The 11,857-nt window shown below is 68.0% G+C and carries 11 protein-coding genes; 8 read left to right on the forward strand and 3 right to left on the reverse strand.

From position 1 onward, the window contains the following. The 6 genes from ACE3OV_RS10335 to cydX all read left to right on the forward strand — a co-directional run bounded on the left by ACE3OV_RS10335 (nt 1) and on the right by cydX (nt 6,817). Nucleotides 1-567 carry a hypothetical protein gene (locus ACE3OV_RS10335; RefSeq protein WP_374326977.1) on the forward strand — a complete coding sequence of 189 codons (567 nt, stop codon included), beginning with the start codon at nt 1-3 and terminating at the stop codon, nt 565-567. Further along, the gene (locus tag ACE3OV_RS10340; RefSeq protein ID WP_374326978.1) at nt 564-2,990 is read left to right on the forward strand and encodes a heavy metal translocating P-type ATPase; all 2,427 of its coding nucleotides are present in this window, start codon (nt 564-566) and stop codon (nt 2,988-2,990) included. Before ACE3OV_RS10335 ends, ACE3OV_RS10340 begins: the two co-directional genes overlap by 4 nt. Continuing rightward, complete coding sequence (locus tag ACE3OV_RS10345; protein WP_374326979.1) at nt 2,990-3,685, forward strand: sulfite exporter TauE/SafE family protein; 696 nt, start codon at nt 2,990-2,992, stop codon at nt 3,683-3,685. Before ACE3OV_RS10340 ends, ACE3OV_RS10345 begins: the two co-directional genes overlap by 1 nt. A 290-nt stretch (nt 3,686-3,975) precedes the next feature. Continuing rightward, nucleotides 3,976-5,544 carry a cytochrome ubiquinol oxidase subunit I gene (locus ACE3OV_RS10350; RefSeq protein WP_374326980.1) on the forward strand — a complete coding sequence of 523 codons (1,569 nt, stop codon included), beginning with the start codon at nt 3,976-3,978 and terminating at the stop codon, nt 5,542-5,544. A gap of 10 nt (nt 5,545-5,554) precedes the next feature. Next, a complete protein-coding gene (gene cydB / locus ACE3OV_RS10355) occupies nt 5,555-6,694 on the forward strand; it encodes a cytochrome d ubiquinol oxidase subunit II (RefSeq protein WP_374326982.1) in 1,140 nt (379 codons plus the stop codon). Between the two features lie 15 nt (nt 6,695-6,709). After that, nucleotides 6,710-6,817 carry a cytochrome bd-I oxidase subunit CydX gene (gene cydX, locus ACE3OV_RS10360; RefSeq protein WP_374326983.1) on the forward strand — a complete coding sequence of 36 codons (108 nt, stop codon included), beginning with the start codon at nt 6,710-6,712 and terminating at the stop codon, nt 6,815-6,817. A gap of 69 nt (nt 6,818-6,886) precedes the next feature. On the opposite strand, the gene ACE3OV_RS10365 is transcribed toward cydX, so the two are convergent. From ACE3OV_RS10365 to ACE3OV_RS10375, 3 genes are all read right to left on the reverse strand, one after another. Beyond that, nucleotides 6,887-7,444, reverse strand: a complete 558-nt coding sequence (locus ACE3OV_RS10365; RefSeq protein ID WP_374326984.1) for a response regulator transcription factor — start codon at nt 7,442-7,444, stop codon at nt 6,887-6,889. Continuing rightward, nucleotides 7,441-8,604, reverse strand: coding sequence for a histidine kinase dimerization/phospho-acceptor domain-containing protein (locus ACE3OV_RS10370; RefSeq protein WP_374326985.1), 1,164 nt, complete (start codon nt 8,602-8,604; stop codon nt 7,441-7,443). The genes ACE3OV_RS10365 and ACE3OV_RS10370 overlap by 4 nt, the downstream gene beginning before the upstream one ends. 139 nt (nt 8,605-8,743) lie before the next feature. Next, entirely contained in the window at nt 8,744-9,310 is a 567-nt protein-coding gene (locus tag ACE3OV_RS10375; protein WP_374326986.1) for a DUF2062 domain-containing protein, read from the reverse strand. A gap of 239 nt (nt 9,311-9,549) precedes the next feature. On the opposite strand from ACE3OV_RS10375, the gene ACE3OV_RS10380 reads away from it, so the two are divergent. Both ACE3OV_RS10380 and ACE3OV_RS10385 read left to right on the forward strand, forming a co-directional pair. Next, complete coding sequence (locus ACE3OV_RS10380) at nt 9,550-10,134, forward strand: CBS domain-containing protein (protein ID WP_374326987.1); 585 nt, start codon at nt 9,550-9,552, stop codon at nt 10,132-10,134. Nucleotides 10,135-10,218: 84 nt separating this feature from the next. After that, nucleotides 10,219-11,844, forward strand: coding sequence for an acyl CoA:acetate/3-ketoacid CoA transferase (locus ACE3OV_RS10385; protein ID WP_374326989.1), 1,626 nt, complete (start codon nt 10,219-10,221; stop codon nt 11,842-11,844). Nucleotides 11,845-11,857: the final 13 nt, after the last annotated feature.

An 11,857-nucleotide genomic window follows, 5' to 3' on the forward strand; every position in this document is an offset into this window, starting at 1 on the left:
ATGGCAAACGCGCGGCAACTGGCGGAACGCATCGTCGTCCGCGAACGCGGCAGCGGCTACCTGTGCCTGGCGCTACCCGGCGAACTCTGCACGGCGGCGGTTGCCGCCGGCATAGAAGCCGGTATGGCGGGGCTGAGCGGCGTCCGCCGCGCCCATGTCGATGCGGCCGGGCAGTCGCTGACGCTGGGTTTCGATGCGGCGCAGCTATCGACGGCGAGCGTCGCCCGCCACCTGTTCTCCCTGCTCGAACGCTTGCCGGAGGAGGCGGCCGCCGCCGCGCCGGCGCTCGGCCTGCAGCCGGCGCTCGACCGCCTGAAGACGATCCTGATCCCGCCCGGCGAGGCGCCGCCCGGTTCGCTGCGCGCCCGCGTGCAGCCGGTGCTGGAAAGCGCGCTGACGGAAAAGGCGATGACCAATTTCTTCAACGACATCGTCGCCTTCTACCTGATCAAGACGCACTGGGACCTGATCACCAAGCGCTGGCTGCAGAATCCGCTGGCCTACAGCAACGCCTGGCTGACCGTCTTCTATCTGGTCTTCCTGCTGGTCCGCTACCGCAAGACATGAAGCATTTCCGCGTTGCCCACCGCCTGCGCCGTCGCCTGCGCATCGTCTCGCCGGTGCTGGTACGGCACGCGGAGCGCTGCTACCTGCTGGAGATCCTGCTGCGCAAGCAACCGGCGGTGCGCGAGGTCAGCGTCGTCGTCGACATCGGCTCGCTGACCGTTCGTTTCGATCCCGATACCTTGCCCGAGGCGCGCCTGCTGGCGACGCTCGACGCCATCCTCGGCCACCTGCAGGCGGCGCCGCCGCCCGCGCCGGTGGCGCCACCGCCGGCCGATGCGCCGCTCAGCGAGTGCTCGCTGTCGGTGGAGGGGATGACCTGCGCTTCCTGCGCGCTGCTGATCGAGATGAAGCTGCGGCGCGATCCAAGGGTGCGCGAGGCCAACGTCAATTTCGCCGCCGCCAGTGTCAACGTGCGCGGCGCGATCGACCGTGCCGGCGTAACCGAGGTGATCCGCCGCCTCGGTTACGCGGCGCAGCCGATGGACACGCTGGCGCAGCGCCGCCAGGTGATCGCCCGCGAGCAGGCGCGCATCGCCGAGGCGCGGCGGCGCAGCCTGCGCTCGGCGCTGCTCAGCGCGCCGGTGGTGCTGTCCGGGATGTTGATGCACCGCTCGCCGGCGTTGCGCCTGATCGAGTTCGCGCTGTCGTCGGCGGTGCTCTTCGGCAGTGGCGGCGAGATCTTCCGCAAGGCCTGGCAGCTCGCCCGCCAGGGCGAGGCCAACATGGACACGCTGATCGCCATCGGCGCCGGCGCCGCCTGGGGCTACAGCTTGCCCGGCCTGTTCGGGCGTCGCCATCACGTCTATTTCGAATCGGCCGCGGCGATCTGCGCCTTCGTGCTGTTCGGGCGTTATCTGGAAGAGCGCGCCAAGGGCAAGGCCGGCGAGGCGATCCGCCAGCTGATCGAACTGCAGCCGGAAACCGCGCTGCGCGTCGCGGCCGACGGCGCGGAGAGCGAAGTTCCGATCGACGACGTGCGCCTCGGTGACCGCCTGCGCGTGCGCGCCGGCGCCCGCGTGCCGAGCGACGGCATCGTCGTCGATGGCGCGAGCAGCGTCGACGAAGCGATGCTCAGCGGCGAATCGCTGCCGGTCGCCAAGGCGCCCGGCGATCACGTCGTCGGCGGCTGCATCAACGGCACCGGCAGCTTCGTGCTGCGTGTCACGGCGGTCGGTGCCGACACCGTGTTGTCCGGCATCGTCCGCCTGGTCGATCAGGCGCAGGGCAGCAAGCTGCCGGTGCAGAAACTGGCCGACCGCATTTCGGCGCGTTTCGTGCCGGCGGTGGCCGGCGTCGCCGGGCTCACCTTCGGCGGCTGGGCGCTGGCCGGCGCGCCGGCGGCGACGGCGCTGTCGCATGCCGTCGCCGTGCTGCTCATCGCCTGTCCCTGCGCCCTCGGCCTGGCGACGCCGACGGCGATCATGGTCGGCACCGGCCAGGCGGCGCGGCGCGGCATCTACATCCGCCACGGCGAAGCGCTGGAAACCGCGGCGCAACTGACGACGCTGGTCTTCGACAAGACCGGCACGATCACCGAGGGCCGGCCGACGGTCAGCGATGCCGTGCTCGCCGCCGGCCACGACGAGGCGCGGCTGGCGGCGCTGCTCGGCGCCGCCGAAAGCGGCTCCGAACACTTCCTGGCGCGCGCGCTGGGCGACTGGTGCCGCCAGCGTCAAGCCGGCGCGCTGACTGCCGAATCCTTCGCCGCGCTACCCGGGCGCGGTGTCGTTGCGCAGGTTGACGGGCAGCGGCTGGTGATCGGCAACGCCGACCTCCTGCGCGAGCAGGGCGTCGATCCGGCGCCCTGGCAGGCAACCGCCGAGCGCTTCGCGGCGCAAGGCAAGACGCCGGTGTATGTGGCGCTCGACGGCGTGCCGGCGGCGATCTTCGCGATTGCCGACCAGGCCCGCCCGGGCGCCCGCGAAGCGATCGCGCTGCTGCACCGGCTCGGCCTGCAAACCGTGATGGCGACCGGCGATCTCGACGCCGTTGCCCGCCACGTCGCCGCCGAAGTCGGCATCGAGCGCGTGCTCGCCCGCCTGACGCCGGCTGACAAGCTGGCGCTGGTGCGCGAACTGCAGGCTGCTGGCGGCAAGGTCGGCATGGTCGGCGACGGCATCAACGACGCCCCTGCGCTGACCGCCGCCGACGTCGGCTTCGCCATCGGTGGCGGTGCCGGCATCGCCGTCGAGGCGGCGGCGGTGACGCTGGTTGGCGGCGACATCGCCCGCGTCGCTGCCGGCATCGACCTGTCGCGGCGGACGATGGCGATCATCCGCCAGAACCTGTTCTGGGCACTCGGCTACAACGTCGTCGCCATTCCCTTCGCCGCCGCCGGCCGGCTGACGCCGATGATCGCCGCTGCGGCGATGGCGATGAGTTCGCTGTCGGTGGTCGGCAACTCGCTGCGCTTGCAACGGTGATGGATTTTTCTCCCGCCGCCGGCCAGCTGCCGCTGTTCCTCGCCTTCATGACCGGCCTGCTCGGCAGCGGCCACTGCCTGGGTATGTGCGGCGGCCTGGTGTCCGCCTTCTTCATGAAGCTCGGCGCGCGCGGCCCGGCGCCTTATCTTGCCTACCACGGCGCGCGTATCGGCATCTACGCCGTGGTCGGCGTGATCGCCGCCGGGCTCGGCCAGGTGCTCGTGTCCACTGGCTGGATCGGTCTCTGGCAGGGGGTGCTGCAGATCGTCGCCGGCCTCGTCGTGATCCTGCTCGGCCTCGACCTGCTCGGCGTCTCGCCGTGGCGCAACAGCCTCGGCTTCGCGCCGGTCGCCTGGCTGCGTCGCCAATTCACGCTGGCGGTGCAGAAAGGCCCGGTGCGCGGCGCGTTGATCGGCGGTGCGATCAACGGCCTGATGCCTTGTTCGATGACGATGGCGATGGCGGTCAAGGCCACCACCGTGCCCTCGCTCGGCGGCGGTGCGCTGCTCATGCTCGCCTTCGGTGCCGGCACCTTGCCGTCGATGCTCGCCGCTTCCGTCCTTTTCGGCCGCCTCGGCCCGCGCCTGCGCGGCTGGCTGCTCAAGGGCGCCGCCCTGTTCGTCATCGCCCTGGGCGCGTCGACGCTGTGGCAGGGCCTGCGCTATTACCTGGTGATGTACCGCCTGATCGTCTGACCCCCGCTTCGGGTCCCGGTCGCCTGCGTGCGACATTCGGTCACTTCTAGCCCTCTGGTCAGCCGCCGAGAATCCGCCGGTCTGCTTCCGCCATCACAGACAAGCCAGCAAGGCACGTGGGGCGGCAGCGGGGGACGCCAGTTACATAACCGGAAACAGGCCGGAGGGTAGATGCAAACGAAAGCAACCGTGGCGATCGCGGGCGCTGCGCGGCATTCATTGCCGTGGCGCCGGCATGCCGGATCGGGCATCGGCGACTCCTGTCTGCTCATCAACCAGGGAGTATCGTCATGATCGACTCGACAGTTGTCGACCTGTCACGGCTGCAGTTCGCGGCCACCGCCTTCTACCATTTTCTCTTCGTTCCCTTGACGCTGGGTCTGTCGATCCTGCTGGCCATCATGGAAACCGTCTATGTGATGACCGGCAAGGAGATCTACCGGGACATGACCAAGTTCTGGGGCAAGCTGTTCGGCATCAACTTCGCGCTCGGCGTCACCACCGGCATCACCATGGAGTTCCAGTTCGGCACCAACTGGGCCTATTACTCGCACTATGTCGGCGACGTCTTCGGCGCGCCGCTGGCGATCGAGGGGCTGATGGCCTTCTTCCTCGAGTCGACCTTCATCGGTCTCTTCTTCTTTGGCTGGGATCGCTTGTCGAAGCGCGGCCACCTGGTGATCAACTACCTGACCGGCATCGCCTCGAACTTCTCGGCGCTGTGGATCCTGATCGCCAACGGCTGGATGCAGAACCCGGTCGGTTCCGAGTTCAGTTTCGTCACCATGCGCATGGAGATGACCTCCTTCGCCGACGTGCTGCTCAACCCGGCGGCGCAGGCGAAGTTCGTTCATACCGTGTCGGCCGGTTACGTCACCGGCTCGATCTTCGTCCTCGGCATCAGTTCCTGGTACCTGCTCAGGGGCGTGCATGTCGAGTTCGCCCGCCGTTCCTTCCGCATTGCCGCCTCTTTCGGGCTGGCCGCGGCGTGTTCGGTGATCGTCCTCGGCGACGAGTCGGGCTACGCGGTGACCGAGCACCAGCAAACCAAGCTGGCGGCGCTTGAAGCGATGTGGAAGACCGAGCCGGCGCCGGCGCCGTTCACCCTGTTCGCGCTGCCCGATGACCAGCAGCGCACCAACCACGCCGAAGTGCAGATTCCCTACGCGCTCGGCCTGATCGCCACGCGCTCGACCGATACCGTGTTGCCTGGTATCGACCAGCTCGAAGTACGCGCCGCCGAACGCATCACCACCGGCATCGAGGCGGTCAAACTGCTCGAGAAACTGCGCGCCGGTAGCGCCAGCGAAACCGAGAAGGCCCGCTTCGCGGCGATCAAGGATGATCTCGGCCACGGTCTGCTGCTCAAGAAATACACCGCCGATGTCGCCCAGGCGACGCCGGAGATGATCGCCCGCGCCGCGCGCGACACCATCCCCGACGTGGCGCCGATGTTCTGGACCTTCCGCATCATGGTCGTCCTCGGTTTCCTGATGCTGGCGCTGATGGCCATCGCCTTCTGGGAATCGGCGAAGAACCGGATCGGCGAGAAGCGCTGGCTGCTGCGCTGGGCCCTGTGGTCGATCCCGCTGCCCTGGCTGGCCTGCGAAATGGGTTGGTTCGTCGCCGAGTACGGCCGCCAGCCGTGGACCATCTACGGCATCCTGCCGACCAACCTGTCGACCTCGGCGCTCACCAGCACCAGCCTCTATGGCTCGCTCGCCGGCTTCGTCGGCTTCTACACCCTGCTGCTGGTCGCCGAGATGTACCTGATGGTCAAGTTCGCCCGCCTCGGTCCGGCCAGCCTCGGCACCGGCCGCTACGAAGGCGAAAGCGCCCTGCTCAATCCCGCCAAGTGAGGAAACCGTCATGCTCGATTACGAAACCCTGAAACTCGTCTGGTGGCTGCTGGTCGGCGTCCTGCTGCTCGGCTTCGCCGTCATGGACGGCCACGACATGGGGGTCGGCACGCTGCTGCCCTTCATCGGCAAGAACGACGTTGAACGCCGCATCATCATCAACACCGTCGGTCCGCACTGGGACGGCAACCAGGTCTGGTTCATCACCGGCGGCGGCGCCATCTTCGCCGCCTGGCCGCTGGTCTACGCGACCGCCTTCTCGGGCTTTTACTGGGCGATGCTGGCCGTGCTCTGGGCGCTGTTCTTCCGTCCGGTCGGCTTCGATTACCGGAGCAAGATCGACAACCCGACCTGGCGCAAGACCTGGGACTGGGGCTTGTTCGTCGGCGGCGCCGTGCCCTCGCTGATCTTCGGTGTCGCCTTCGGCAACCTGCTGCAGGGGGTGCCCTTCCACTTCGAGAGCAACCTGATGCCGGTCTATACCGGTAGCTTCTGGGCCCTGCTCAATCCCTTCGCGCTGTTGGCCGGCGTCGTCAGTTTCGCGATGCTGACCTTCCACGGCGCCAATTACCTGATGATCCGTACCGAAGGCGCCGTCTATCAGCGGGCCAAGCTCGCCTCAACGCTGTTCGGCAGCGTCATGCTGGTCGCCTTCGCCGGCGCCGGCGTCTGGGTGGCGATGGGGATTTCCGGCTACGTCATCACCTCGCCGGTCGATCCCGGCGCGCTGCCTGATCCGCTCGCCAAGACGGTGGCGCTGCAGGCCGGTGCCTGGCTCGCCAACTTCAAGGCGCAGCCGCTGCTGTGGGCGATCCCCGGGGCCGGTTTTGCCGGCGGTCTGCTCGGTATCGTCTGCGCCCGCGCCGACAAGCCGCTGCTCGCCTTCATCGCCAGCGCGGTCGCCGAACTCGGGGTGATCGGCACGGCCGGCGTCGCCATGTTCCCCTTCGTCATGCCGTCCTCCACCGACCTGCGCTCCAGCCTGACGGTCTGGGACAGCGTTTCCAGCCACCTGACGCTGACGGTGATGTTCTGGGCGGCGCTGATCTTCACGCCGATCGTCATCGCCTATACCGGCTGGGCCTACCGCGTGATGTCCGGCAAGGTCACCGCCGGCTACATCGAAGCCAACAACAAGTCCGCTTACTGAAAGGGGAAAGAGATCATGTGGTATTTCAGCTGGATACTGGGCCTCGCCATGGCCATCCTGTTCGCCGTCGTCAATGCCCTGTGGTTCGAGGCGCAGGTCGATCGCGCAGAACAGGACAAATAAGCTCTCGTTGACGGCGGCCATCGGGGCTGCCGCCTTGCCGGGACGTTCCGTCGGGACGTCCCGGTTTTTTTATTCGACGGCGAAACCGAGGTCCGGCGGCCGCCGTTTGGCCAGCTTGCGCTGCAGGGTACGGCGGTGCATCTTGAGGGCGCGAGCGGTGGCCGAGATGTTGCCATCGTTTTCCGCCAGCTTGCGCTGGATGTATTCCCACTGCAGGTGCTGGACACTGAGTTGCTCCTCGTCGATCCGGGTGTCCAGCGCAATGTTGTCGTCCAGCAGGGCGCGTACCAGGTCGCCGGTGTTCGCCGGCTTCGGCAGGTAATGACAGGCGCCCAGGCGCATCGCGGCGACCGTCGTCTGGATGCTGGCGTAGCCGGTCAGGATGACGATGCGCGCGGCGGGTGCGTAGGCGAGCAGGGGGCGAATCAGGTTGAGCCCGGATTCGCCGCGCAGGTTGAGGTCGAGCACGACGTAGGCCGGTGCCTGCTCGGCGCAGGCGGCCAGCGCTTCGTCGGCACTGCTCGCGGTGCGCACTGCGAAACCGCGCCGCTGCAGCGAGCGGGCAAGCAGCGAGCGGTAACTCTCGTCATCTTCGACGACGAGCAGGGGGCGGCTGGCAGGGGTCATGGCGATGGCTTTCCGGGCAAAGGCAGATGGAGTTCGATGTGCTGGTCGGTAAAGTGCAATGTGCCGCCGGCGCGGGCGAGTGCGGCGCGTGCCGGCGCCAGGTCGGCGCCGTCGGCGACGTCGTCGAGCTGGATGGTCAATGCGCCGGCCATGCTGCTGGCGTGCAGCCGCAGGGGGCCGCCGTCGCGCGCGGCGTGTTCCAGCAGATGGGCGAGGGCGTTTTCGCCGGCGATGTCGAAATCCGGGGCATGTTGTTCCAGCGTCGGCGCTATCGTGTAGCGCAGGCTGCTTGCTGGGTGGGTGGCCTGCCAGGCCTGCAGGAAGGCGTCGAGCCAGTGGGCGATCGACGGCCGGTTGGTGCCGGCCGGCTGGCTGGCGCGGCCGGAGAGGTGGTTGAGCGTCTGCCGGCAGCGCTCGATCTGCTGTCGCATCAGTGCCAGATCGTCGCGGTAGGCGGGCGGAAAATTGCTGTCTTCCGCCCACTCCTCAAGCAGCAGGTTGAGGGTGGACAGCGGCGTCGCCATTTCGTGGGCGGCACTCGCCGCCAGCGTGCCGATCGAGGCCAGCCACTCGTCCTGGAGCGTTTTTTCCCGGGCCAGCGCCAGCGCCGCGTCGCGTTCGCGTAGCGCGGCGCCCATGCTCTGAATGAACCAGATCGAAACCACCGTGGACACGACAAAGACCAGCCACATGCCGAGCAGGTGCAGGTAAGTGGCGCGTTGCGCATCGAGGATGGGCAGCGGCAGGTAGTAGCGCCACAGGAAGGAATAGAGGAGGACCGAGATCAGCCCGAGCAGCCAGGCTCGCCGCCGGTCGAGGACGATGGCACCGAAGGCGACCAGCGGCAGCAGGACCGAAATCAGCGGGTTGGTCGCGCCGCCCGAGAAATAGATGAAGATCGACCAGCTCAATACGTCGAACTGCAACTGAGTCCAGGGCGAGATCAGCGCCACGTCATCGCCGGTGTGCAGGTGCGAGGCCAGCCACAGACAGCCGTTGAGGCAGGCGACGACGACCGTGAAGGCGAGCAGTCGGGGCAACACTTCGGCATTGCCGAGAACACTGGTGCTGACCGCTGCAGCGAGCAGCATGCCGCCGATCGAGAACCAGCGCAGGTCGATCAGGCGGGTCCGGGTGAGCTGGGTGAGCGTGGTGAGCACGGGCAAAAAAGAAGCCCCGGGGCCGGGGCTGAAGGGATCGAGAGGTGTTTTCCTGAAAACACTGATCGACACGATAGCGCCAGCGCCGCCGCCTGGGGAGTGACCGAATGTCGCACCCGCCTGTGGGCGAGCAGCAGGCTTATCCGGGGCCGTGCAGCCGACCGCGGGAACGCGTCTGGTAGTCGCGCAGCTGGCGCCGCCGCCTGGCTTTGACCCGCCAGTACCAGACGGCGCTGATCACGACATAGCTGAGCAGACCGAACAGCGAGGCCATGACGGCCAGTCCGGTGATCAGCGGCAGGCCGAGACGGCGGATGCGCTCGACGACACCGGCGTCGTTTGCCGTCGCGGCGGTCGGCGGTGGCGCGGCGGCCGGTTCGCCGCCGTGCAGCCAGACGCCGAGCTTGTAGGCGGCGTAATAGACCGGACCGAAAGTCACCGGATTGGTGACCAGCGTGCTCGCCGCGGCGGCCGGCACGTTGGCGCGTAGCAGGATGGCGGCGGCGGCCGAGAAGGGAATCTGGGCAATCGGGATGAGCAGGCCGAAGAAGATGCCGATCGCCACGCCGAGCGCGACGCCGCGCCGCGACCAGTGCCACAGCCGGGGATTGGCCAGGAAGGGATGCAGCCAGCGCAGCCAGCGGTTGGCCATGATCTGCTCCCGGGTCGGGACAAGGGCGCGCAGGCGGCTGACGAATTGTTTCATGGCGAAGGTTGGGCGGCGGTCGGGGCTGGGGGGCTGGGCGGCAAATCATACCGTTTCGGCAATTTTGCGGGGGGCGGCGAGGGCAGTTTCGCGCCGCGCCGGTCGCCGTTTTCGCGTTGCTTGCAACGCGGCCGGCTTGGCTCAATACTGTGCAGCAGAAGCTCGCGGCAGGTCGGCGGGCTTCCGGCAATAAGCGGCGCCAGCCGCAAGACAAGAATCCCTGATGGAGGAAGACAATCATGAACCAAGCCGTTCACCTGCGCGCCCACAAGCTGTCGGCCAGTGCCACCCTGTGCCTTACCGGTTTCAACCTGCTCGCCGCCGATTCGCCGGCAATCGAGGCGATGACCGATTTTTCCCGTGTTGCCGCGGTCAGCATCGCGCCCGAGGCGCTGATCGACGAAGCCAACGCCCGCATGATCTCGCGCGGCGTCCGCCTGCTCATGGTGCTCGGCAAGGACGACGAAGTGGTCGGCCTGATCACCGCCCGCGACATTCTCGGCGAGAAGCCGCTGCAGCTTGCCCAGGCGCGCGCCTGCAAGCGCGACGAACTGCGCGTCAGCGAACTGATGACGCCGATCGGCAGCATCGACACGCTGACCCTCGATGACGTGCTGCGTGCCCGCGTCGGCGAAATCCTCGACGCCCTGAAGCAGCTCGGCCGTCAGCACATCCTGGTCGAGGACAGCGATCCGCAGACCGGCCTGCCGCGCGTGCGTGGCGTCTTCTCGGCAACCCAGATCGGCCGTGCGCTGGGCGTGCCGGTGCTCGGCTTCGACCTGCCGCGCACCTTCGCCGAGATCGAGGCGGCGCTGGCCAACTGAGCCGGCGACTCAGGGTAAACGAGCGTGGCGCGCCGCCACGCTCTGACCCAACATGAGCGTTTTCTGCGGCTGACGGAGGAAACGATGGCGGGTGGTATTTCGAGCAATCCGATGGGCAAGGTGATGTCGGCGCGCGCCGCCGTCGCCCGTATTCGTGACGGCGACACCGTCGCCACCGGCGGTTTCGTCGGCATCGGCTTCGCCGAGAACATCGCCGTTGCGCTCGAACAGCGCTTCCTCGAAGCGCGCGAGAGCGACGCGCACGGCCTCGGCAGCCCGCGCGGCCTGACCCTGGTCTATGCGGCCGGGCAGGGCGACGGCAAGGAACGCGGTCTCAACCATCTCGGCCACGATGGCCTGGTCGACCGCGTCATCGGCGGCCACTGGGGGCTGGCGCCGCGCCTGCAGGAGCTGGCGGTGGCCAACCGGGTCGAGGCCTACAATCTGCCGCAGGGCGTCATCACCCATTTGTTCCGCGACATCGCCGCCGGCAAGCCGGGGACGATCAGCCGCATCGGCCTCGGCACCTTCGTCGATCCGCGCTTCGACGGCGGCAGGCTGAACCAGCGGACGACCACCGAGATCGTCCGCCTGATGGAAATCGACGGCGAGGAATACCTGTTCTACAAGGCCTTCCCGATCCACGTCGGGATCATCCGCGGCACCACCGCCGACCCCGACGGCAACGTCACGATGGAGAAGGAAGCGCTGACGCTGGAGGCGCAAGCCATTGCGATGGCGGCGCGCAATTCGGGCGGCATCGTCATCGTCCAGGTCGAACGGATCGCCGAGCGCGGCTCGCTCAATCCACGGCAGGTGAAGATTCCCGGCATCCTGGTCGACTGCGTGGTGGTCGCCGAAAAGCCCGAATACCACATGCAGACCTTCGCCGAGCCCTACAGCCCGGCGTTTTCCGGCGAAATCCGGGTGCCGATGTCGGCGCTTGCGCCGATGCCGATGAGCGAACGCAAGATCATCGCCCGCCGCGCGGCGATGGAGCTGACGCCGGGGGCCGTGGTCAATCTCGGCATCGGCATGCCGGAAGGCGTCGCCGCCGTCGCCGCCGAGGAAGGCATCGTCGACCTGCTGACGCTGACTGCCGAACCCGGCGTCATCGGCGGCGTGCCAGCCGGTGGCCTCAACTTCGGCGCCGCCACCAACACCCAGGCGGTGATCGACCAGCCCAGCCAGTTCGACTTCTACGACGGCGGCGGCCTCGACATCGCCTTCCTCGGCCTGGCCCAGGCCGACCGCCAGGGCAACCTCAACGTCTCGCGCTTCGGCCCCCGGCTGGCCGGCGCCGGCGGTTTCATCAACATCTCGCAGGCGGCGCGCAAGGTTGTCTTCGTCGGCACCTTCAGCGCCGGCCAACTGGAAGTCGCGGTTGACGGTGGCCGTCTGCGCATTCTGCAGGACGGCTCTGCGGTCAAGTTCGTCGACGCAGTCGAACACCGCACCTTCTCCGGTCCGCAGGCGGTCCGTCGCGGCACGCCGGTGCTCTACGTCACCGAGCGCTGCGTCTTCGAACTGAGCGCCGCCGGTCTGGTACTGACTGAAATCGCCCCCGGCGTCGACCTGCAGCACGACATCCTCGAGCGCATGGACTTCGCACCGCTCTTGCCGACCGCGCCGCGCCTGATGGACGCGCGCATCTTCCACGAAGAAGCGATGCACCTGCGCGCCGATATCCTCGACCAGAACCGCGGCTGAGCCTGATCGGCCC

The sequence above is a fragment of the Azonexus sp. genome (assembly GCF_041909095.1).
Lineage (GTDB): Bacteria > Pseudomonadota > Gammaproteobacteria > Burkholderiales > Rhodocyclaceae > Azonexus.

Coding starts and splice junctions, on each gene's coding strand:
- ACE3OV_RS10350 (WP_374326980.1), top strand. CDS start 3,976: ATGATCGACTCGACAGTTGTCGACCTGTCACGGCTGCAGTTCGCGGCC.
- ACE3OV_RS10365 (WP_374326984.1), bottom strand. CDS start 7,444: ATGACCCCTGCCAGCCGCCCCCTGCTCGTCGTCGAAGATGACGAGAGT.
- ACE3OV_RS10340 (WP_374326978.1), top strand. CDS start 564: ATGAAGCATTTCCGCGTTGCCCACCGCCTGCGCCGTCGCCTGCGCATC.
- ACE3OV_RS10375 (WP_374326986.1), bottom strand. CDS start 9,310: ATGAAACAATTCGTCAGCCGCCTGCGCGCCCTTGTCCCGACCCGGGAG.
- ACE3OV_RS10335 (WP_374326977.1), top strand. CDS start 1: ATGGCAAACGCGCGGCAACTGGCGGAACGCATCGTCGTCCGCGAACGC.
- cydB (WP_374326982.1), top strand. CDS start 5,555: ATGCTCGATTACGAAACCCTGAAACTCGTCTGGTGGCTGCTGGTCGGC.
- ACE3OV_RS10380 (WP_374326987.1), top strand. CDS start 9,550: ATGAACCAAGCCGTTCACCTGCGCGCCCACAAGCTGTCGGCCAGTGCC.
- ACE3OV_RS10345 (WP_374326979.1), top strand. CDS start 2,990: ATGGATTTTTCTCCCGCCGCCGGCCAGCTGCCGCTGTTCCTCGCCTTC.
- cydX (WP_374326983.1), top strand. CDS start 6,710: ATGTGGTATTTCAGCTGGATACTGGGCCTCGCCATGGCCATCCTGTTC.
- ACE3OV_RS10385 (WP_374326989.1), top strand. CDS start 10,219: ATGGCGGGTGGTATTTCGAGCAATCCGATGGGCAAGGTGATGTCGGCG.